Annotated in this window: 16 protein-coding genes; 5 read left to right on the forward strand and 11 right to left on the reverse strand. The window is 46.7% G+C overall.

Annotation, left to right across the window (positions count from 1 at the left end; translation table 11 throughout):
- Positions 1–10 precede the first annotated feature (10 nt).
- Genes KO518_RS11315 through KO518_RS11340 form a run of 6 tightly spaced genes read right to left on the reverse strand, consistent with a single transcriptional unit; the run spans position 11 to position 7,068 of the window.
- Entirely contained in the window at positions 11–1,738 is a 1,728-nt protein-coding gene (locus KO518_RS11315; protein ID WP_216025940.1) for a BatD family protein, read from the reverse strand.
- Positions 1,738–3,645: a VWA domain-containing protein gene (locus KO518_RS11320; RefSeq protein WP_216025941.1), complete on the reverse strand. Its 1,908-nt coding sequence runs from the start codon at positions 3,643–3,645 to the stop codon at positions 1,738–1,740. The genes KO518_RS11315 and KO518_RS11320 overlap by 1 nt, the downstream gene beginning before the upstream one ends.
- On the reverse strand, positions 3,642–4,658 hold the full coding sequence (locus tag KO518_RS11325; protein ID WP_216025942.1) for a VWA domain-containing protein: 1,017 nt from the start codon (positions 4,656–4,658) through the stop codon (positions 3,642–3,644). The genes KO518_RS11320 and KO518_RS11325 overlap by 4 nt, the downstream gene beginning before the upstream one ends.
- Entirely contained in the window at positions 4,651–5,163 is a 513-nt protein-coding gene (locus tag KO518_RS11330) for a DUF4381 domain-containing protein (RefSeq protein ID WP_216025943.1), read from the reverse strand. Before KO518_RS11330 ends, KO518_RS11325 begins: the two co-directional genes overlap by 8 nt.
- Positions 5,160–6,107: a DUF58 domain-containing protein gene (locus tag KO518_RS11335; RefSeq protein ID WP_216025944.1), complete on the reverse strand. Its 948-nt coding sequence runs from the start codon at positions 6,105–6,107 to the stop codon at positions 5,160–5,162. The genes KO518_RS11330 and KO518_RS11335 overlap by 4 nt, the downstream gene beginning before the upstream one ends.
- A gap of 4 nt (positions 6,108–6,111) precedes the next feature.
- A complete protein-coding gene (locus tag KO518_RS11340; protein ID WP_216026878.1) occupies positions 6,112–7,068 on the reverse strand; it encodes a MoxR family ATPase in 957 nt (318 codons plus the stop codon).
- Positions 7,069–7,446: 378 nt separating this feature from the next.
- Between KO518_RS11340 and fadI the strand changes: the two genes are divergently transcribed.
- From fadI to KO518_RS20090, 3 genes are all read left to right on the forward strand, one after another.
- Positions 7,447–8,757: an acetyl-CoA C-acyltransferase FadI gene (fadI, locus tag KO518_RS11345; protein WP_216025945.1), complete on the forward strand. Its 1,311-nt coding sequence runs from the start codon at positions 7,447–7,449 to the stop codon at positions 8,755–8,757.
- Positions 8,757–10,916 (forward strand): fatty acid oxidation complex subunit alpha FadJ, encoded by a 2,160-nt coding sequence (gene fadJ / locus KO518_RS11350; RefSeq protein WP_216025946.1) that lies wholly within the window; start codon positions 8,757–8,759, stop codon positions 10,914–10,916. The genes fadI and fadJ overlap by 1 nt, the downstream gene beginning before the upstream one ends.
- A 229-nt stretch (positions 10,917–11,145) precedes the next feature.
- On the forward strand, positions 11,146–11,274 hold the full coding sequence (locus KO518_RS20090) for a hypothetical protein (RefSeq protein WP_256444433.1): 129 nt from the start codon (positions 11,146–11,148) through the stop codon (positions 11,272–11,274).
- 67 nt (positions 11,275–11,341) lie between these two features.
- On the opposite strand, the gene KO518_RS11360 is transcribed toward KO518_RS20090, so the two are convergent.
- The 3 genes from KO518_RS11360 to KO518_RS11370 form a co-directional block, all read right to left on the reverse strand.
- Positions 11,342–11,500: a hypothetical protein gene (locus KO518_RS11360; RefSeq protein WP_216025948.1), complete on the reverse strand. Its 159-nt coding sequence runs from the start codon at positions 11,498–11,500 to the stop codon at positions 11,342–11,344.
- A 218-nt stretch (positions 11,501–11,718) separates the two neighbouring features.
- On the reverse strand, positions 11,719–16,188 hold the full coding sequence (locus KO518_RS11365; protein WP_252736100.1) for an EAL domain-containing protein: 4,470 nt from the start codon (positions 16,186–16,188) through the stop codon (positions 11,719–11,721).
- Positions 16,189–16,414: 226 nt separating this feature from the next.
- Positions 16,415–19,165, reverse strand: coding sequence for an insulinase family protein (locus KO518_RS11370; RefSeq protein ID WP_252736101.1), 2,751 nt, complete (start codon positions 19,163–19,165; stop codon positions 16,415–16,417).
- Between the two features lie 171 nt (positions 19,166–19,336).
- Between KO518_RS11370 and sixA the strand changes: the two genes are divergently transcribed.
- Entirely contained in the window at positions 19,337–19,852 is a 516-nt protein-coding gene (gene sixA, locus KO518_RS11375; RefSeq protein ID WP_216025949.1) for a phosphohistidine phosphatase SixA, read from the forward strand.
- Between the two features lie 101 nt (positions 19,853–19,953).
- Positions 19,954–20,139, forward strand: coding sequence for a hypothetical protein (locus tag KO518_RS11380; protein WP_216025950.1), 186 nt, complete (start codon positions 19,954–19,956; stop codon positions 20,137–20,139).
- On the opposite strand, the gene KO518_RS11385 is transcribed toward KO518_RS11380, so the two are convergent.
- A complete protein-coding gene (locus tag KO518_RS11385) occupies positions 20,136–21,431 on the reverse strand; it encodes an HlyC/CorC family transporter (protein WP_216025951.1) in 1,296 nt (431 codons plus the stop codon). The two genes, KO518_RS11380 and KO518_RS11385, sit on opposite strands and share 4 nt — an antisense overlap.
- 126 nt (positions 21,432–21,557) lie before the next feature.
- Positions 21,558–22,349 carry an inner membrane protein YpjD gene (locus tag KO518_RS11390; protein WP_216025952.1) on the reverse strand — a complete coding sequence of 264 codons (792 nt, stop codon included), beginning with the start codon at positions 22,347–22,349 and terminating at the stop codon, positions 21,558–21,560.
- Positions 22,350–22,477 lie beyond the last annotated feature (128 nt).

Consider the following 22,477-nt stretch of genomic DNA (forward strand, 5'->3'; position numbering starts at 1 on the left):
GACACCAGATTTAAGATGCAAGGCCTTCCGGATAAAGTGGAGGAAGTGATGTTGATGTCGTTGAATGCTTATCCAACTGCGAACGCACTTCGTTCACTCTCTTTAACAGACCCTTTCTATCCCACTGTGAGGGGGCGTTGCCATACTGACTCGACAGCATAACGTCAATTTGCGGTTGAAGGCAGGCCGTGTCTGGAAAGTTATCCGGACGACTGCAATCAGTGGCGTTGGGAAATCGCGTTGCCAGCCAACTGGCAAGGGCCTGTTGAATCTGTCCGGCTGTGCCCACTTCAATGGCTTTGGTTAACGCAGTAAAGCGTTGTGTTTCGTCACCTTGGTGGCTTGCCAATGAGTCGGTCGACGCTGGAATCGTTGAGCTTTGGCGTTTGCGGTACCATAGCACGGTAGCTCCCCATCCAATCAGGGTAAGTATCCACACCGCCAGTAAGCTCCAGGTCAGACCCCGATGCCACTCAGTTGGAGGAGCTGTAATTGGCGATGCCTCACTGGCCGGAGTTTTAATATTGCCGTTGTCACTTGCTGTCAATGGCTGGGGGATCTGGTCAATCTGATTTGCTGGTGCATCGGCAGCTGGCAGAACGGATATGCTGCGGGCCGGAAGCGTTGCGTACTCAGTCTGGCCGGTTAGCACGTTAAACCAAGGTACGGTGATCTCTGGTAAAACGACATTACCGGGCTGGGTAGGGATCATGGCCAAAGACTCGACCCGTTGTGCTATGAGCGTATGGTTTTTATTTACCGTTGCCGTATTTGCCTGGTCGGGATATAGCTTAAAGCTCGGCGGATAGTGCTGAGGTAATGCCGGTAATTGTTCTTCCACAACGCCCATTGCCGTGAGCGTGATGGTTCGCGTAATTGGCTCTCCCACCGTAAAGGCGTCGGGTTGTGGCCACTCTTCATTCAATGTGACATATTCGCTGGGCAGCCAAGGGTAGTCTATGTCGGCGGGAATTGGCTTCACTGTAATGGTAATGTCTGGCCCTAGTCGGTTTATCTGTTTGGTGCGGTTAAAAAAACCGAATCTGGCATTGGGGTCGTTAACCATCACCTCACCGGAAAATACTGGCCCTCGAAGGGTGAATGTACCCGATGCCTGTGGCACAACAGCAAAGGTGCGTTCAATGACCTGGTAGCGTTTGCCGTTGACAATGTCGGTGTACTGTTTGTCGTCACCTAACTGTTGGATTTGTGCGCCTTCTAATTCAGGTGCCTGCAAACTTCCGCGCTCGATGTTGGTGGCGAGGTACAACTTTGCGGTGTACAACAGCTGCTGCTGTAGATACACCTGGTGAGTGTCTATATCCGTTGTGACATAGTAATCTCTGGCGGTTTTTGCGCTACCCGCAGTTACAGGAATGACATTAACGGTAATGGGGCGAGTTTGTTTGCCTTCCACAGTGAGGGCGGGAATCGTAAAGTTCCCTTCGCCGCGGGGAAACAGTGTCGTTGTCCAAGTGGTGGTTTCTTCCTTGTCAAAATTGATGATGCGGGTTTGCGTGCTGACAGACGTTCTGCCAACTACAAAATCCTTTAGTAGTGGCGAGCTGTCAAATGCATCACGCTCAGGGTCTCCGTGGGCAACGACTGTGAGTTGTATGGCTTCGTCCACCATGACTGGATTCTTATCTATGGTTGCCTCTACCCGTTCCACATCAGCAAAAGCCGAAGATGCACTCAGGCATATTAATAAACTTAATATTGAATAAAAGCGTTTCATTACCAATCACTCCGGTTTGAAGGCGGACCCTGTCTGCGACGTTTTTGTGCTTCTAATTGCATTTTTCGCTTTAGCAGAAAAGCTGGATCATCCGGTATTTTTTTCATCATATTTTCCAACCGCTGCATTTTTTCTTTTTCTTCATCAGTAAGTTCATCGGCTTGGCTTTGGGCAATTTGCTCGGTTTTTTCCTCATTTGATGGTTCTTGTTTGGCGTCGGTATCTTTATTTTTATCTGTATCTGACGGTTGTTCAGCCTCATGCTGAGATTGCTCATTCGGGCGTTGATCCTGATGGCTCTCATCGCCGGCGTTTTGTTGTGATTGTTCGTCGGGTTGTTGAGTTTGCTGACTGTCGTTCTGATTTCCCTGTTGCGGATTCTGATCGCCCTGTTGATCTTGTCCGTTCTGTTGATTTTGTTCGTCCTGCTGGTTTTGCTGGTTTTGCTCGCCTTGATCGTCGCCTTGTTGTTGTTCCTGCTGTTTTTTGAGCGTTTCGAGAAGAGCTTTATTCGCCGCCGCGTCAGCGTGCTCAGGGTCTTGTTCCAATACGGCATCATAGCGGGCAATCGCGTCGTCATATTCACCTAATTGCGCCAGTGCATTGCCTTGGTTATACAAGGCTTCCGGTGTGTTTGATGAAGAGAATGCGTCCAAGGCTGCGGCAAAGTTACCCGCTTCGTATTCGGCTGCACCACGCCATTGAGGATCGACAAAGGTTTCCGCAGCCTGGTTGTAATCTTCCGCTTCATACGCCGCCATGCCCTGTTGATCCCGGTTGAGGAATGGGCGTTTAAACCAAGGCGTATGTGCTTGTTGTTCTGAAGATATCTGCTCGGTACTTGTTTGTGCCAGTGCCTGTTGTGGCGACCACAACGTCATTGGTGCAACCAGGAACACGGCGATAATACCACGTCTGAAAACACTCGCGGCAAACGGCAATACAAGAAGCAATAGCCAAGGACCGAGTTCTTCCCACTGGTCGCCATTTGCAGAAGTCTTTTCATCAGTGGCTTTAGCATCAGCGGCAAAGCCAGATCGCGCTATTAAACGCTTTACGTCAGTGTCGTCGGAGCTGATAGATGAAAAGACACCGCCGGATTGGCGAGCAAGGGATTGTAACGCCGAATCCTGTAGTTTTGGGATAACGATTTGACCTCGCTGATCTTTTACCAGCTCACCATCCAAACGGCGGATTGGGGCGCCATCTTTTGTGCCAACACCCAGTATATTTACGGTGTAAGGCATATCGCTAATCAATGTTGAGAGGTCGCGTTGCTGCTCCCGATCGATACCGTCAGTTATCCAGAAAATGGTGCCTTTCTGATAACCTGCATTTTCCAGTAATGCTTGTGCTTCCGCGAGGCCTCGATAAGCATCACTGCCAGTAACCGGCATAATTTCTGGGCTCAGGCTGGGTAATAGAGCAACGAGATTACTGGCATCTGTGGTGAGAGGGCTGATAGTAAAGGCATCGCCGGCGTAAGCTACCAAGCCGGTTTCTCCTTCGCTAATACCCTTTACAATGTCTATAGCTTTATATTTCGCACGGGTTAACCGATCAGGGGTGATATCGGTGGCACGCATTGACAGTGACATGTCGATAACAATAACCTGGCCTTCCTGAACCTGAAAAACAGGTTGGGGTAAGCGTTGCCAGGTAGGGCCTGCAAGGGCGGTGGTTGCCAACAACCACCCAAACATCAACAGACCGAGTAAGCCGTTGCCGGATTTTTCAATTTGTCCGGAAACCAGATGGTTGTATAGGTGCGAGGCGATAACACTTTGCCAACCGGAATGGGTTTTCTTTACTTGTCTGATGTAGAATACGAGTAACACTAACGGGATCAGTGCGAGAAACCACAAGGGCCGTAAAAAGTGAAAATCAGCAATGGGCAAATCTGTCATTGTGTCTCCCCTTTGCGTAAATGTCTGACTTTAAAACGTAAATTCTGACCTGCGTAGAGCAGTGCCGGGATGAGGCTCAACAGCAAAGCCACCGTTAGCGGCCAATAGAAGAGCGCGGTTTGTGGCCGCATTTTTCTTGCTTCCCCTTCGATGGGTTCTAGTTTGTCTAAGGTGAGGTAAATGGCTTCCAGTTCTTGCGCATTTCTCGCTCTAAAGTACTGCCCATTGGTAGATTCGGCCAAATCCGTTAACATTTTTTCATCGAGCTCCTGGGAAGGATTTACCTGCCTGCTGCCGAAAAAGCTGCGGATCATCATTTTGTCTGCACCTACCCCTATCGTGTATAGCGTCGCTCCGCTCTCAATAGCGAGTTCTTTGGCTTGTTCGGGACTAATGTTGCCGGCGGTGTTCTGACCGTCGGTAAGCAGAATGACCACATTATTTGAGTTTTCACGTTTTTTAAAACGCTTCACAGCCAAGCCTATGGCATCGCCAATTGCCGTTTGCTCTCCCACCAGGCCAATGACGGATTCATCGAGTAGGGTAGCTACGGTTTCCCTGTCATAGGTGAGTGGAGCCTGCAAATAGGCAGTATCAGCAAACAGAATTAAGCCCAGGCGGTCACCTACCCGACGTTTAATGAAATCATTGAGTACAGATTTAATCATGGTGAGCCTGTTAACCTGGCGGCCGTTAATTTCCATATCGTCAATTTTCATGCTGCCGGACAGATCCACTGCTAACATAAGTTCACGCCCTTCATTGGGAATACTCACCGGTTCTCCTAACCATTGTGGGCGGGCTGCAGCCGCGAGAAGACATACCCATACCAGTGTGGCACACAGCAATAACCACCGCGACCGTTTCTGAGTGTGACCTACGAGTGCGTCCGAGGGCATGAGTGAAGGCAGCCGAAGCGCCGCACCTCCGGAACGCTCAATACGCGGTAAAAAATAAAACACGACAGGTAAGGGGAGCGCGAACCATACCCACCACCAGGCAAATTCAAACACGCTTACTACTCCCTACTGGGTTACTAGTGGCTAAAGCTGACATGTCTGCTTTTTTTATCCAGGTTAAAACGGCTTGCTGAAATTGTGCGTTTTGGGCTGAGGTTGCTGATTTTTCCGTATACAGTAATGTTTGCATAGCAACCAAGTCGTTACGCACCTTATCCGCAGTACGAGTGTCTACGACGCGGAGCAAATAGGCTATCCAGGTTTCGCCACTTATTTTAGCAACCGTCGAAGCGGTGCCGTAGTGAATACAAAAACGTTTAAGTACCTGATTGAGCTGACTTGCCACATGATTGCTGTGAATATCAAGACGGTTGACTGTTTTTATGGCTTGTCGTTTTGCGCGATTAAAGCGGATTTTGCGGTATCCGTAATACACCAGCCCACTAACTAGCAGCACAATCAGTGCTAAAAGTAACCACCATCCCCAGGCGAGGGGCCAGGCGTTTACGGTGTCGGGGGTGTGAATGCTATGCAGTTGCGACAGAGGATTATCATTCATCTGTGGCTACTCCGAAAAATTCCGGTTTGGGCATCTAAGGGCTCGCTGGAAGATATATCGTGATGAACAATTCGCGCTTGTTTGAAACGCTGGTTTAATGCCGATGTTATGTTAGCTCGCCAGGCTTCATATCGTTGGGAAAGTGTTTTATCACCTAACTGCCATTGCTGGGTTTGTTGACCATCGGTAACGCTGACCTGTTGTGAAACGGCCATTTCAGGTAATGTGGTTTCCAATGGGTCGTAAACGCGAATGGCATGTACTTCGCAGTGTCGGGCTAATTGAGTAAGGTGTTGTTCCACCTGGGGTTGCATAGTTTGAAAATCGGAAATCAAATAAACTAAGCTGCCCGGCTTGGCCAGTCGTCTTAGTCGCTGGCAGGCGTCGCCTAACGCTGCGGGGTTAGGGGTGGTAACTGGCATGGTCTGAATACGCTGCAACTGGTGACACAATGATAGTACAGCCCTTTTTCTCGACAGGGGTTTGCATTCACGATGCATAGTATCATTGAATATCAGTGCGCCGACTTTATCACCCCGTTCCGACGCTGCCCAACTCAACATTGCTGCGATATGGGCAGCCTGAACACTTTTGAGTAACAGTTGAGAGCCAAATTGCATCGGATAGCTTAAATCACACAGAATGAAAACGGGTCTTTCTCGCTCTTCACGGTAAATTTTGGTGTGGGTTTTACCCGTTCTGGCTGTTACTCGCCAGTCGATGGCCCTAATGTCATCGCCGGGAAGATAGTGCCTCGCTTCGTCAAATTCCATACCGCGACCTTTGGCGCGTGTCAGATACGCCCCGGACATTATCGCCTTTGGCGGCGATAACGGTTTGAGGTTTATTTGTCTGGCGAGTTGCTGATAGCGGACCAGTTCGGGTAATCCAACTCTGATCCCATCAGACTTAAGGTTGCGCAAAATACTGGTGTGATTATGCATGGCGTTACGGCACTGGAACCAGGTTTAAGATGTTGTCGAGCACCTGATCCACGGTAACGCCTTCTGCTTCCGCTTCATAAGACAAGATAATGCGATGCCTCAGTACTGTATGCATCACCGACTGAATATCATCAGGACCGACAAAATCCCTGCCGGCCAGCCACGCGTGAGCTCGCGCGCAGCGGTCTAACGCAATGGTTGCACGGGGACTTACGCCAAAGGCAATCCAGTCTGCCATTTTTGGGTCATAGGCCGCGGGATTGCGGGTAGCAATAATCAGTTGAACTAAGTAGTTTTCCAGTTCAGGCGACATGTGTAATGCCAATGCTTCCCGACGGGCTTTGAAAATATCGTCCTGGCTCAGTGTCGGCGGTGTCGCAGTAGATGTTTTCAATTCTTCGTCACGGGTAAGACGAAGGATAGATAATTCTGTGTCTACGCCGGGATAATCAATGGTGACATGCATGAGAAAACGGTCTAACTGTGCTTCGGGAAGCGGGTATGTGCCTTCTTGTTCTAAGGGGTTCTGTGTTGCCATAACCAAAAACAGGGGGGAGAGCTGATAAGTTTTATTTCCAACTGTGATTTGTCTCTCCGCCATCGCTTCAAGCAACGCAGATTGTACTTTTGCCGGCGCGCGATTGATTTCGTCGGCCAACACCAGATTGTGAAACAACGGACCTTGCTGAAATACGAACTCACCGGTTTCCGGGCGATAGATATCGGTACCGGTAAGATCGGCCGGAAGTAGATCAGGCGTAAACTGAACCCGGTGAAAATCGCCGTCGATGCCATTGGCAAGGGCGTTTATAGCCCGGGTTTTTGCCAGCCCAGGAGGACCTTCAACCAACATATGGCCGTCGGCAAGCAGAGCGATAAGCAAACTTTTGGTGAGACCGGACTGGCCAATGATTTGTGAATCCAAGTACGTGTGAAGGTCTCTAAACTGCTCTGCTAACATAGTGATGTAATCCACTTTCTTTTCGTTAATGTAAACCTGGTTAATTCCAGCGCTCGAAAGTTCGCCGCTGTGCCGTTACTTACAGGCAAATGACAATACCCTGTCAATATATTAGGGCTAGTGTCAGAGGTTCAAGGTAAAATATGCAAAATTTTATTCTCATTTGAATAATGGTCTGCGTGAATGAGTCACGCAGTAATTGCCTGATCTTGAACATATTTGTAAGGTAAAAAAGTAAAAAGTTCCTACTGTAACGCTAAAACGACTATATACAGGGATGAATTCACCCATGGCTTTATTTGCTATTTGGTTCATAGTTTGTAAAAATCTCATACTTTACAGGTCAGACCACTTGGGTCTTATTACTTTAGGTGCAATATGACAGCTAAACAATCAGTCACAACCAGAAACGGTGACAGAATCGCGATTGTCGCGGGTTTGCGTACGCCTTTCGCTAAAATGGCAACGTATTTTCACGGTGTTCCAGCGTTAGATCTGGGCAAAATGGTGGTTAATGAACTGCTTATCAGAAACGGTGTTGCGCCTGGCTTGATAGATCAAGTGGTGTACGGTCAGGTAGTGCAAATGCCGGAAGCGCCGAACATTGCCCGTGAAATTGTATTGGGCACGGGCATGAGCGTACACACGGATGCGTACAGCGTGTCCAGAGCCTGCGCTACGAGTTTTCAAAGCACTGTGAATATTGCTGAGAGCATGATGGCAGGCACAGTTGAAGTGGGTGTGGCTGGCGGAGCAGACTCCACGTCAGTGTCACCCATAGGAGTATCTAAAAATCTTGCGCGAGCTTTAGTAGACCTGCAAAAGGCGAAAACGCTGGGGCAGAAGTGGGGTATCGTCAAGCGTCTTGGCTTGAAAGATCTCATGCCGGTACCACCTGCTGTTGCCGAATATTCAACGGGGTTGTCTATGGGGCAAACGGCAGAGCAAATGGCGAAAAGTCACGGGATAAGTCGAAAAGCTCAGGATGAACTCGCTCACCGTTCCCATTCACGGGCAGCACAGAGTTGGAATGAAGGAAAGTTGGACAACGAAGTGATGACTGCATATGCCGAACCATTCAAAGGGGCGCTGGGCAAAGACAACAATGTGCGTTTTGATTCAAAAGTGGAAGGCTACGCCAAATTGCGCCCGGTTTTTGATAAAAAATACGGCACTGTAACGGCTGCTAATGCTACGCCGCTTACCGACGGTGCTTCTGCGGTACTGATGATGACTGAGAGCAAGGCGAAAGCCCTTGGCTATAAACCCCTCGGGTACATTCGCAGTTATGCTTTTTCTGCCATTGACGTATGGGAAGACATGCTTATGGGGCCGTCCTATGCAACACCTGTTGCGTTAGACAGGGCGGGAATGACGCTCAAAGACCTAACCCTGATTGAGATGCACGAGGCCTTCGCAGCCCAAACCTTGGCTAACGTAAAAATGTTTGCCAGTGACAAATTTGCTAAAGAAAAGCTGGGCCGAGATAAGGCGACCGGTGAAATTGATATGGACAAATTTAATGTGATGGGGAGTTCCATAGCGTACGGGCATCCTTTTGCAGCTACTGGTACGCGCATGATTACGCAAATGTTAAACGAACTTAACCGTCGCGGTGGCGGCACTGGCCTGGTAACCGCTTGTGCAGCTGGTGGCTTGGGTGCAGCCATGATTGTGGAGACCGAATAATGACACAGCAAGACCAACAGAATACACACGTGAATGAACAAAACGCAGGCGCTTTTACGCTGACCCGTCAGGACAATGGTGTCGCGATCTTAACCATGGATGTACCTGGTGAATCGATGAACACCTTAAAGGCGGAATTTGGCGATGAGATCACCGCCATGCTGGATGAAATTGAGGCTGATTCTTCTATTAAGGGTGTAGTACTGACAAGTGGTAAATCGTCTTCATTTGTTGCCGGGGCTGATATTTCCATGTTGGCGGCCTGTGAGACCGAAGCTGATGCCCGCGCGTTGGCTGTAGGTGGTCAAAATGTGTTTGATCGCATTGAAAGGATGGCCGCTACCTTTGTCGCTGCAATACACGGTCCCGCGCTGGGGGGAGGGTTAGAGCTGGCACTGGCGTGTCACTATCGAATTTGTAGCGATTCTCCAAAAACGCAACTGGGGCTTCCGGAAGTACAGTTGGGCCTGTTGCCAGGTAGCGGCGGTACCCAACGCCTGCCTCGTCTTATTGGTATTCAGCAAGCGATGAAGATGATGCTTACCGGCGCGCCAGCCCGGGCGAAACAAGCGAAGAAATATGGCATTGTGGATGACATGGTACCTCTCAGCGTGCTGATTGATGTGGCTGAGCAATTTGCATTGAAAGCTAAGCCCCGTCGGGAAGCTCCGCAAAAAGGATTGATGAACAAATTGCTGGAGCAAAACAGCTACGGCCGTAACGTGATGTTTAAAAAAGCCAGAGAGCAAACCTTTGCGAAAACCAAGGGGAATTATCCTGCGCCTGGGATGATCATCGATGTTATAGAAACTGGCATGAATGAAGGTATTCAGGCAGGTTTAGAGGCTGAAGCAACTGCCTTTGGCAAGTTGGTAATGACACCTGAATCTTTCCAATTACGTCAAATTTTCTTCGCCACGACAGACATGAAAAAAGAACACGGTGTAGAAGGTGTCAAACCGGAGAAAGTGAATAAGGTGGGTATTCTCGGCGGCGGCCTGATGGGCGGGGGAATCGCTTATGTAACCGCTACGAAAGCGGGTGTTCCCGTGCGAATAAAAGACGTTCGCGAGGAAGGTATTGCCAATGCCATGAAATACAGTTTCGACATTTTAAATAAGAAAGTTAAAAAGCGTTTTATGCGCAAAAGTGAAATGCAAAAGCAATTGTCGTTGCTAACCGGTAGCCTTGATTACAGTGGTTTTCAAGATGCCGATATGGTGATAGAAGCAGTATTCGAAGACGTGGAACTTAAACAGCAGATGGTCAGTGACGTTGAAAGTCACGCTAGCGAAAAGACGATTTTTGCCTCAAATACGTCTTCCATACCTATTACAGATATAGCTGCAAAAGCGGCAAGACCGGAAAATGTCATCGGTCTGCATTACTTTTCTCCGGTGGATAAAATGCCCTTGGCCGAAGTGATTGCCCATGAGAAAACCTCTGATGCAACCATTTCAACCACGGTAGAGTTTGCTCGCAAGCAAGGTAAGACACCGGTAGTAGTTAAAGATGGCGCTGGCTTCTATGTGAATCGCATTTTGGCGCCTTATATGAATGAGGCGGCCAGTTTATTACTTGCCGGTGAGCCAGTTGAGCATATTGATAAATCGCTGGTGAAATTTGGATTCCCAGTGGGGCCCGTGAAACTCCTCGATGAAGTTGGTATTGACGTTGGTACTAAAATTATTCCATTCCTCGTAGAGCAGTTCGGCAGTCGCTTTGAAGCACCTGCTGCTTTCGACAAAGTATTGGCTGATGGCAGAAAAGGCAAAAAGAACGGCAAAGGATTTTACGTTTACGAAGGCAAGAAACCAGGCAAAGACGTTGATGAGAGCATCTATCCCATCTTAGGCGTCGCGCCCTCTTCTCGCCTGAGTGAAAAAAACGTGGCTGAACGCTGTGTAATGATGATGCTTAACGAAGCTGCCAGGTGCTTAGACGAAGGTGTCATCAGAAATGCAAGAGACGGTGACATTGGCGCTATTTTTGGTATTGGTTTTCCGCCATTCCTTGGAGGGCCTTTCCGTTATATGGATAGCCTTGGCATTCAACACATTGTGGATACACTATCGACGCTGGCTCAAAATACTGATGAGAAGTTTGCACCAGCAGCATGTTTGCAACGTATGGCAAAAGAAAACAAAACTTTTTATTAATGTTTACAAAGTGTTAAAAGGCCGGGCTTGTCCCGGTTTTTTTCTATTTATATCGAGTATAACTGGCATTTTACAACTATCTGAGTACAATTTATCCGGCTTGATTAAATAGTAGTCAATAATTTGGCGCTAAATTCGAAGGGTATTTTACATGGGTGTTGTGGTTCTACTTTTTTTGGTTTTTTCTTTATGCGCTTTGCTTTTTTATGTAGAAGCCATGCGGTGCGGTATGAATGCGAAAAAGTGGGCATTAGCTGGTTTGGTATTCGGGCCAGTGTTGTTTCCCATGTTTAATATGAAGCGTTACCTGTTATGGCGACAATGCGTAGGCTATGGCGGGCCGCTGTTTTCTGCCTGACCTTCAGGGGCGGAAAAAAGAAAAGCCAGTCTCAGAGACTGGCTTTTTGGTATAGGAATCTTCACGCTTATTTAATCTCACAAGCGTTTAAGCGAGAGCATGGCTTCACTTTCTGTAATTGTGTGGTTGCTTCCTGTTGCTTGTCTATTGGCTTTGCGCCTTCTTCAGCTGTCGTTACAGGAGCCGTTGTTGAAAGTACCAGTGCTACAGCATACGCTTTTAACATTGTTAATATCCTCTGATTTTTTATAGTTGAACAAACAACACATTTTTTATTTTGTGTCGTTAAGGATTTAGCGATATGCGTGCCAATCTAAGCCTAAAGTCTAAATAAATTTAAAAATTAATTATAAATCAATAATTTAATTGGTTTTATCTGATTGGGGTTTTCGTTGTATACCAAATAAGTCGTAAAGTACGGAGAAGGGTGTCAGAAGTTTGACTTTAGTATGAGTTTTGCCCGATTAAATTGTAAAGCTTTTGATTTTCTTGAAGTAATTTTTCAAAGCGTTCTGCGTTTAGCGGTTTACTGTACAGATAGCCTTGGAGCATTTCACATTCGTAGCGACGTAAAATAGTAAGTTGCTTTTCTTCTTCTACACCTTCGGCGACCACTTTTAACCCCAAATTATGGGCAATGTTAATAATAGCGGCAGCCATATGCCGATCGGTACTGCTTTCTGCAATGTCGTCAATAAATGCTTTGTCTATTTTTAAGGTATTTAGCGGGAAGCGTTTTAGATAGGCAAGAGACGAGTAGCCGGTGCCAAAATCGTCCAAAGCAAGGTGGATCCCTCTGTCCCGCAGACGTTTCATCATCTCCAGACCCTGTTCCGGGTTTTCCATCAGAGTGCCTTCTGTAATTTCACATTCCAGATGAAGTGGTGATAATCCAATTTCTTGTAGAATGCGCTCAATTCTATCGTCTAGGTTTGGCAGTTCAAATTGCTTTGCCGAAATGTTGACGGCAACCCGGCCTGAAAACAGTCCTGCATTCACCCAGCGTTTGGTATCTGCACAGGCCTTGCGAAGCACCTGTTCACCAATTTCTACAATTTGTCCGGTTTGCTCTGCTAGTGGAATGAATTGCCCCGGACTGACGATACCTTTTTGTGGGTGCTCGAATCGCACTAAGGCTTCCATACTCACTAGCTTCCCTGAAGCAATGTCTACCTTGGGTTGGTAGTACACGGTGAACAGATCGTCTTTAATGCCGTGTCTGATAAGATTTTCAATTTGCAGTTGTCGTACCGCATTCTGGTTCATTTCGCCGCTAAAGAATTTGTAGGTGTTACCGCCATTGTTTTTTGCAAAATACATAGCGGTGTCGGCATTTTTGAGCATTTCCTGGGGCGTTTTCCCATCATCAGGGTAAAACGCAATACCAATACTGGCACCAAGAACAAATTCCTGCTTATTGATGATAAATGGGCGCGACAAATTATCCAGAATATCCTGGGCGTAATGGGTAATAGTATGAATGTCGGCGTGATCTTCCATTAAAATACTAAACTCATCCCCCCCCAGTCTGTAACAGGTGGCTTCTGACCCCGTAATACGTTGTAACCGCTTGGCAATCTGCTTAATTAATACGTCACCTGTTTGGTGACCAAGGGAATCGTTAATCTTCTTAAAGTTATCCATGTCCAGACAGAGCAGGGCATGGGAAGTGGCCTTTCTCACCAGGTTCTGATGACTCGCCTGGAAGAAAGAACGATTTGGCAGTTCGGTGAGTGGATCTACATTCGCCAGTTTTAACAGCTCTTTTTCTGTACTCTTTCGAGATGTAATATCAGAAAATACACCCACAAAGTGGCTGATACGGCCGTCATCATCATGGACAGCGTCAATATTCAACTCAATTTCATAGCGCTCACCATTGATCCGTACTGATTCCACTTCGCCGGACCAGTTGCCTTTGGATCTCAGGGTTTTCTTGATTTCTTCTGTAAAGGCGTCGGGATACTGATTGAAATACATGTAGCTGGCAAGAGCCTGCTCAAGGCTTTCACCGGTATAGGCACAGTAAGCGTTATTTACAGAAATAAACCGGAAGTTTGTGTCGGTTATAAATACGCCTTCAGAAATATTTTCAATGGACCGTTTAAACAAATTGAGCTGTTCTTCTGCCTCCTTTAAGTGATGAATATTTTTCAGCGTGCCAGTCATTCTGATGGGTTGCTGATTGTGATCCCGTTGCACCACTTTTCCTCTGTCAAGCACCCAGATCCAGGCGTTGGAAAAGGTTTTCGCACGGTAGGCGAGTTCATAATAATCTGTTTTTCCCTCAAGGTGAGCTTTAAGTGCATCCTGCACCCGTATAATATCGTTGGGGTGGATGTTGGCATCGTAGGCACTTGAGGTTCTGATGTTGTCCTGGGGAAAATCTAACGTTCCCCAGGTATTAGCCCGATAAACCTGTCCACGATATACGTCCCAGTCCCAGAGCTCATCGCCGGAGCTCCACAAGGTGAGCTTAAGTCGCTCTTCAGATTCCTTGATTGCTTGCTGGCCCTGTTTGCGAAGCTGGTACTGGCGAAAAATATAAAGTAGTACAGACAATATTACGAACACGTAAAATATGAGCGCGGCTTCATGAAGCCAGTAGGGGCGGTCCACAGTGATATTGAGTGTTTTACTCTCAGACCAGCTGTTATTACCTTCTTTGGCTTGCACTTCAAATACATAATTGCCAAATGGCACATTATTAAATTGTGCTAGGCGGTTAGTTCCCGCCGGAAACCAGTCATCCACATTACCTTCCATGCGGTAACGATAGATAACATTTTCGGCAATAACAGGGTTAACCAACCCATAGGTAATGCTAAACCGGGACTGGTCAAAAGTGAGTGCTTGTGATTCAGCGTGTATTAGGCTGCTACTGAACTGGGTTTGACTCTGGTCCTGCTCGCCACTGTTGTTGGTGCCGCCGAATACTTTTAATTCAAAGAGCAGCGGGGCCCGGGTTACCCCTGTGCTTTTTAGTTTGTTTTCTATAAATGTTTGTTTGAGAATATTAAAACCCTTAATACCAGCGAACACCAGCGCATTGTCTTTGGTAATCAATGAGGCGCCTTCGCTAAATTCGTTAAAATTGAGGGCTTCCCGGGGGATTAAGTTTTCTTCTTCTAGTGTGAATAAGTCTACCCGGGTAATACCAAGCCGGTTGGTATACCAAATAGAATTTTCCCACCCTAGGGACGAGAAAGTAACACCACCATCAGACTGCTTGCTCTGTACCTTTTCTATGTTCAGTGTATCAGCGTTTACCTGTACTACCCCGTTGTAGAAAGTGGTTATCCAGTAGTTATTACGCCAAAAATACACGTTAACCGGCTGAAAGCCACCAAATGAATTTCCTATGTTTTTTACTATGGCATTCTCGATGGGATCGAAAACAGCTATCCCGTTTGTAGTAGCAATCCAAAGTCGGTTGTCTGTATCTGTGTAAATTGGATAAAAACCTCTGGGCAAATCAGGCAGTTGATGAGTGTGGGAATACTCGCTTTCAGTAAGATTTCCCTGAAAACTAGTCTGCAGATTTGTGGGAATTGAGATTAATTTATTCGGTGGTACGGTTAACCAGACTTCATCGCCATCGAAATACAGTCTGTCGACCATTTTATCTTCATACAGGGTGGCGAGGAGTTTGAACTCGCTGTTAGAGAATTCGTAAATGCGAATGCCTTTTGATGAAGCAATCCAAAATCGACCTAATTGATCAATGGCTAAATCCCAAAAAGAGTCGTCCTCACCCGTCAGGAAGTAATCAATGGTGCCCAACTCAGGAGAAAAGCGTCCTAACCCCTCGTTTTGCGTCACGAACCACAAATTGCCGATGCGGTCTTCGGCTATTGCCCATATCGTGGAGGAGATTAAATTGCGTTGAAATTCTTTTTCATTCCTAAAGGTTCTGACTGCGCTGAGTTCAGGCTGATACCGAAATAGTCCTGAGTAAGTTCCAACCCAAACGTTACCAAGAGAGTCTGGCTGCAGAGAAAAAATATATTTTTGATTTAACCCCGTAAGCCCAATACTTTGTTCACCACTTGCGACAAAAGATTTAAGTCTAGTGTCATACAGAGCGATACCTTCAAATGTGCCTATCCAGACCAGGTTACCTACTTGGCGAAATGTAGAAACGGATGACAGGGAAACATCATCACCATCCTTGGAACTCCCCAAGCGACTGGATTCTCCGGTGTTACTGATCTTCAGTATGCCGTCGTTTGTACCCAGCCAGTATTCACCGTTAATAATTTGAATATCTTTGACCTTGGGCTCTTCAACAACATAGCCGTAAGGGTTGGCTTTTGACAGCGCGAAAATTTTGTCGCTGTTTTTATTGAGGATAAAAGCGCCATGATTCTGCGTGCCGATCCACAGACGGTGCTGTTCGTTGAAAATAACCAGCATGTCATCGGGGAATGAGGTACCCCGAAAAGCCGGTACGAGAGTTTTACCATCCGGTGAAAGCCTGTAAATCTGAGTATAAGTTGCCACCAGCAAGCGGCCATTTTCGTCGCTGGTAATCTTGGTAACAAATTTAGATTGCTCGCTACCTTTTTCAAATTCGATAACATCGAAATTATCGTTTGCTTGGTTGTAACGAGCTAAGCCTTGATCGGTACCTACCCATAGTGTTTGTTTTTCATCGATATAAAGGTCATTTATCCACGCCGACGGCAGTGAATGAGGGTCGAGAGGTTGGGGGTGGTACTGCTTCGCGCTATCGTCGTAACCAGTGTAGCGGTGCAGGCCCGTGACAGTGCCAAACCAAAGCACACCGTCCTCGTCTTCGACAATATCGAGGATAGTGTGATCGGCAATTCCGTCTTTCTGTTTTATGTTCTGGAAATAAATGTCCGAAATGGAAATTGCATGCCCCTGAAAAACAAAACAGGCTACAAGCAAAACTCCCAGACAAATATGAATCCAGTTTATGGTTAAGCGCACCAAATACACCTTTGGAGATGTTATTTATTGTAATGATTATTTATCGGCAGCTTCCGTTCACACCGTAGTCCCAATATGCCCAATTACGCTGGCGTTCACAAGTTTTTTTAAAGTCAGGCGTCAAAAGCGCTCGATTCTTGTTCAAATAAAGGTTTACAGTAAAAAAACGCAGTTCAACAGGCCTTTAGGAATTGAAGTAACGGGTAGACCGCTTAAAGTGTGACAAGTCTGTAAGATGACGGTTTTCAGTGACGTTTATGGCATCGAACTTACCCGGCGAAAACAGTACGAGTTCGCCAAACGCATTGCGTTTTGCTATCGCGCTGGCATAGGCCTGGATTTCGTCGAAGGAAATGCGGCTGATTTTATCTGCCAGTTTTTCGTTCCAGTTTATATCGTTGTTTTTACTACCAAGGGCAAGCCACAAGCGTTGTGACTTCATAGACATCGATAAATCTCTTTCTTCCAATTGCTTCAAAAGATTTTTCTGAATAGTAGACCAGTAAAAACGGTAAAAATCGATTTCATCGAGCTGTTCAAAAAGGAATTCAGTGATCTCCCTTAGTAACACTTCCGGACCGTGGGAAGGGCTTTGAATATAGAAAGCCATGCCTGGATGCTGATTATGGGGTACGTAACCTGTGCCAACCACATACCCGAGTTGCTTTTCCGTTCTCAGAACATTAAAAAAAGGTGCGGCAATCATTTGTTCCAGTACCATGCACATCGCCGTGTCTTCCATTCCCGCGCTTGGAGCCTGTAAATAAAGCACGACTGCTGCGTCATCGTGGTCACAGGCCACGAAATGATAAAGAGCCTGACCTACAGGAAGTTGTGACACGGCTCTGGACAATGGCGCTCCTGTTGCGCCGCTACATTGTTTTTTCAATGTTTGCGCGAAAACACGAGCCTCTTCGGCGGACCAATTCCCGTGCATAAAACTGTCCACATAGTAGGCAGTTAACGCATGTTTTTGATATGTCTGCATTTGTTCGAATGTGCAGTCTTCCACCGCTTTAAGTAGCTCAACTGGCGCTTGGGTATTGCGCTGAACAATCACGCTTAAGCGTGAGAACAAACGGTTTGTGGGCTTGTTCATCAAAGTATTTTTGAGGCTTTGAACCTGGCTGGCTTTAATGCGAGCGAACTGTTGTGTATCAACCTGAAAGTGATGCACAGTTTCCAATAGCTGTAGCGCCAAGGTTGTCTGATTATTTGAAAAGCCCCGAGTGTGCAGGGTAAAACCTGCTTGATGGCCATAAAGACGATAGTGTAGTCCGGCAATTTCGGCGCGGTAATATTTAGCCTGTAAGTGGTCGTTCAAAGCCGACAACCACAAGCGCTTTGCGGCTACGGATGTAAGGTCTTCTGTGAATGCTGCGCAGTCGAAGGAAATAAATATATCGCCTTTAGGTGAATGGAATTGACTGTCCTGAGCGAACCAGAAGCTTATGTGCGGCTCGTGTAGCAACCGCACAGGAGTGATAAAATCATCTTCAGCGGGAATTACGTGATATTCTTCGCCCAAATAGGGGTTAGGAGGCGGCAATTGCAAACTTGGAATCACGGGGGGGGTACTGAGTCTGGTTAGTACATCAGCGTCAATTTTTCGCATGCGGTACTCAGCGTCATAGTGGGCGCATACCCGATCCGTCGCCAGTCCTTGGGCAATCACTTTCACCCGCATGTTATGTGGTGTGAAGTAACTAAACGCTTCTTCGAGTATGATTTTGTCGTAGTTGTCGATTGTAGAACGTAATTGTTTGATATTATCGGCACTGTAAAGAAACAGGTGCTGAGCATAATCGCATACGGCAATTTGTAACTTCGGGGTGTCTTCGTATTGATAGGCCAGGGCACTTAAGTGCGCTTTTTCCCGATAACGCCATTTTTCGTTTAGTGCAACCTGCATTAATGACAGATAGGCGAAAAGGGCCTCCAATAGCTCATATTTGTGTTTTAGGCCTTCTTCGGTAAGCTGAAAGCTCACGTTGAAGTCTTTAAAGCTGTCGCCCTCGATACCGCTACCAGCGATGAGGTTAGTTACCCAGTTTTTTCCTTTCAGATAGGCTAACAGGCTACCTTCCCCTTCATCACCTAATAAGTGACTAAAATAATTCAGTGGTTTTGTCTGTACATCATTGTGCAAACCCGGCAGGGCAAAAGTGACTATCATGCGGCGAGCAGCCTGCAGTGGCACAATATTAATTTCAACCCCAAGCTGGTTCCGGGTGTAAAGAGGAGGCCATGACGCAGAAGCAGGTTCACCCGGTTTCAAACTGGCAAAGCTTTGAGCAACTAATGCCTTAACCGCATCCGGTTTATGAGTAAAAATGGCCAGACACATATTATTGGCAACGTAATATTGTTCGTGAAAACGATGCAGGGCTGCGTGTAGCTCAGATGGTGGCATGCCCCGAAATATTTCGGCGCTTCCAACTGAAAACTGACTAAAAGGGTGTGCTTGGTTTGCCGTTTCTTTGTGGATTTGATACAAGCGCCTGAGATCGTCCTTGCGCTTGAATTGAAATTCTGCGTCTATCGCGTGAATTTCTCTATCCATGGCTTCGTGGTATAACAACGGCGTGCGCATCATATCGGCAAACAGCGGCAATATGCGCTTTATTTCTTGAGTGTCGCAGTGGAAATGGTAATTCGCATATTCTGTGCCCGTCCACGCATTAATCGTGCCTCCGGCACTGTCTATAAGGTCATTTATCGCATTGGCTTTTGGCAAGTGACGACTACCTAAAAACATCATGTGCTCAAGTAGATGAGAGAGGCCTTGACAATGTGCAGGATCATAAAAGTGCCCAGCTTTCACTGCCATGGATACATAAGTGGCCGTTGAAACAGATTGCGGACATATCATGACACGAAGGCCATTTTTCAAGGTAAAGAACTCTGCGGATTCAGGGGTAAATGATGCTATCAAAATGCTCTCTTTTAATTTGTGTTACTGCATTTTATCGCGAGAAACGAAAACATCATGTTTCCCAGGTTAAGTATTTAGTCTAAAACACTAAAGTCTTACCTATAAAGACTAGGCGAGTCTTATCGGGTCTGCTATTGTTTGCCAGAAGTCGTTTATCATATTCATTAACTTATGCTACGTCAAAATTCCAGCGATGACTTTTTGCTGATTGTTATGCGCCACGGTGAAGCTGAATCGCTTCGCATAGACGATAAAAGCCGGCAGCTAACGGCCTCTGGCAGACGTCAGGTAGCGCAGGCGGCGCAGTGGTTAGTAGAAAATTATTGTCCCGAGGCGAGGGTTGACCTGGCCCTTGTCAGCCCATATCGCAGGGCGCGTCAAACTTTTGACCTGGTGAATCTCGATGTTAGTGTTGGCAAAGCACTGGAGTGTGATGACATTGTGCCGGAGGGTAACCCTCAGATTGCCCACGACTATCTCGACACCCTACTCAGTGCGGCGCAGGGAAAAGTAAAACCCGTAAAAAGTGTACTGCTGGTAAGCCATATGCCCTTTGTCAGCTATTTCCTCGATGAAATCAGTACGGTAAAAACAAACAGTTTGTTTGCTACAGCATCAATGGCGATTGTGGAATACCGCTTGAATAGTCACAATGGCCAACTTCTCAGCCACTATCAGGGCGATTGATCTGTGCTTACAAAAACCGCAAAAAAACACTTTAGATTCTCCACGGGTGACCGATAAAGAGGGTAGTGAGAGTGTAACCGGCTGCGTGAGGCAGTAACCCCATGGCAACAAAATCAATTCCGGATTTGCTTCGGCGATCGCTGGAAAGTCATATAGCTGAAGCCGACTTGCGGGACGATGAAGAATTAAAAGACATCATGAATAAGTTGTCTTTACTATCGTCGAAAGTTGCTGCCGCAAAAGCACAAGTGCTCGCAAAGCGGGCCCGGGAAAAAGACAAGCTTTAAAGATCAGGCAAGCCGTCGTTCTGAGCGAGGTAATATTCCGGCAACACTCTCACTGTTTTTATCATGTTGTCTTTAATGTCGACGATTTCCATGGGATAACCGGCCAGTCTCACGCTCACCTGGTGTTCTGGAATTTCTTCTAAATACTCTAAAATCAAACCGTTTAGGGTTTTTGGGCCGTCCAGAGGCAGATGCCAGCCCATTTCCTTATTTAAATCCCGCACGTTTGCACTGCCGTCCACTAAAACACTGCCATCTTGCTGCATGTTTGCTTCTTTGCTGTGATCCGGCACCATGGATGTTGTGAAATCGCCGATGATTTCCTCAAGAATGTCCTCTAATGTTACCAGGCCCATAATGTCGCCGTATTCGTCTACCACCAAAGCAATACGCTCTTTTTCGGCCTGAAACTTATACATTAGCGTGTGTAGAGGAGTAGATTCCGGCGTGAAGTAAATCTCCCTTACAGCACGGAGCAGACTGGATTTGGTGAATTGATCTTTAGACAGCAGCCTGAGTGCGTCCCTGACGTGAACAAACCCTACTGCATCGTCTATACTGTCGCGGTAAAGCAATACCCGGGTATGTTGTGAATGGGTAAGTTGCTTTTGAATTTTTTTCCAATCGTCATTGATATCAATGGCCACGATTTCCGCTCTTGGAACCATGATATCTTCTGCAGTAACACTTTCGAGGTCCAGAATGCTTACCAGCATATCCTGGTGTTTTTTCGGGATCATGGTGCCCGCTTCATAAACCACTGTTCGCAATTCTTCGCGGCTTAGTGAGTCATCGTTGCCGTTTAACGGGTTGATGCGCAGGAGAAACAAAATGCCATTGGTGATGCTGTTGATAAGCGCTACAAACGGATACAGAACAAATAGCAGAGGCAGTAATATTAGCGAGCTGGGAAAAGCAATTTTTTCAGGGTAAAGCGCAGCCAGTGTTTTCGGCGTTACTTCTGCGAATATCAGTAACACGAGGGTCAGACCAAAGGTGGTCGCGAAAAAGCCCCAGTAATCGCCAAATAAACGGGTACAAATGATAGTTGCGATAGAGGAAGCCGCAATATTGACCAGGTTATTCCCGATAAGGATAAGCCCGATGAGACGGTCAGGTCTTTCGAGTAATTTCTGGACGCGATTGGCTGCGCGATTGCCCTCATTCTGAAGGTGTTTTAAGCGATAGCGGTTAATCGACATCATGCCTGTTTCTGAGCTGGAGAAATAGGCAGATAAGAAAATCAGTACGCCTAATGCAATAAATAACGTACTCGTTGATATGTCGTCCAAAAAATGGGTTCCTTTACCTTGGTGGACTTCCCAATTTAGTTATTCGCAGCCCGTGTTTCAAGGGGAAGTTTGTGAATCTTTGATTTAATGAGCAAATTTGTCGTACTTAAGCGCTATATTGTGCAGTTAAAGCAAAACTTCCCGCACGAATCTGCTTCCGAAATACGCCAGTGTCAACAACAACAACCCTGCTACTGTGAGCAGGATAACCGTTTTGCCTCGCCATCCCCATGTATATTGGCCCGCTAACAACACCAGGTAGACGCCCAAAGCGATGAGTGACAATACCGTTTTGTGCGCATATTCTGCGCTGAACATATCAGTGAGGAAAACAAAACCACTGAATAGGGACATCACTAGTAGTGCAACGCCCACCACCAGCAGTTTAAACAGCATGCCTTCAACCAACATAAGCGGTGGCAGGGGGGAGTGTAGTAAGGACGCGCCTTTTTGTTTTAGTTTGTAAGTAATAAATGACATCTGCAGCGCGTAGAGAAAAGCAATGACTAGGGTGCCATATGCAAACAAAGACAAGGTAATATGGATCACCAGGCCAGGTTGCATTTCGATGTGCATGATATGGCTTGCAGGCAGTGTGCCGGCAGCGAGAATAGTCATGGCCGAAAAGCCAAAGACTACGGGCAGAAGCACTGTGTTGGGCAGAACCGACGCACTGATCAACATTGATACGGTAATTAGCCAGGAGACCAGCGACAGCACATTAGTAATACTCATATTCTGGCCGGGGGCCAGCACGATTACCTGAGACAGATAGAATATGTGTGCTACCGCACCGGCTATCGCCAAAGCAAAAGCCAGTTTTTTGTTACTTATTTGATGGTTAACCATCTTACCCACGAGGAGTATTGCTGAAGCTAAATAGAATATTATGCCAATGGTGGCAAATAAGGTGGTCATCCTGATTCCTGTGTCAATTTCTGGCGTTGATTTGCATGCAGCTAAACGTCTCGCTACTGGCTGTCTGAGATTACTTGTTCTTTACCAACAACAGACAGTTGCGTTAATAGGAACTGTTTTCATTTATG

It is taken from the genome of Aestuariibacter sp. A3R04, assembly GCF_018860805.1.
In the GTDB taxonomy this organism is placed as follows: Bacteria; Pseudomonadota; Gammaproteobacteria; order Enterobacterales; family Alteromonadaceae; genus Alteromonas.

What these genes read in the sequence shown, in the direction of transcription:
- KO518_RS11360 (WP_216025948.1), bottom strand. Translation starts at nt 11,500, where the DNA reads ATGTTAAAAGCGTATGCTGTAGCACTGGTACTTTCAACAACGGCTCCT.
- sixA (WP_216025949.1), top strand. Translation starts at nt 19,337, where the DNA reads ATGCTACGTCAAAATTCCAGCGATGACTTTTTGCTGATTGTTATGCGC.
- KO518_RS11330 (WP_216025943.1), bottom strand. Translation starts at nt 5,163, where the DNA reads ATGAATGATAATCCTCTGTCGCAACTGCATAGCATTCACACCCCCGAC.
- KO518_RS11380 (WP_216025950.1), top strand. Translation starts at nt 19,954, where the DNA reads ATGGCAACAAAATCAATTCCGGATTTGCTTCGGCGATCGCTGGAAAGT.
- KO518_RS20090 (WP_256444433.1), top strand. Translation starts at nt 11,146, where the DNA reads ATGAATGCGAAAAAGTGGGCATTAGCTGGTTTGGTATTCGGGCCAGTG.
- fadI (WP_216025945.1), top strand. Translation starts at nt 7,447, where the DNA reads ATGACAGCTAAACAATCAGTCACAACCAGAAACGGTGACAGAATCGCG.
- KO518_RS11335 (WP_216025944.1), bottom strand. Translation starts at nt 6,107, where the DNA reads ATGCATAATCACACCAGTATTTTGCGCAACCTTAAGTCTGATGGGATC.
- KO518_RS11315 (WP_216025940.1), bottom strand. Translation starts at nt 1,738, where the DNA reads ATGAAACGCTTTTATTCAATATTAAGTTTATTAATATGCCTGAGTGCA.
- KO518_RS11320 (WP_216025941.1), bottom strand. Translation starts at nt 3,645, where the DNA reads ATGACAGATTTGCCCATTGCTGATTTTCACTTTTTACGGCCCTTGTGG.
- fadJ (WP_216025946.1), top strand. Translation starts at nt 8,757, where the DNA reads ATGACACAGCAAGACCAACAGAATACACACGTGAATGAACAAAACGCA.
- KO518_RS11340 (WP_216026878.1), bottom strand. Translation starts at nt 7,068, where the DNA reads ATGTTAGCAGAGCAGTTTAGAGACCTTCACACGTACTTGGATTCACAA.
- KO518_RS11390 (WP_216025952.1), bottom strand. Translation starts at nt 22,349, where the DNA reads ATGACCACCTTATTTGCCACCATTGGCATAATATTCTATTTAGCTTCA.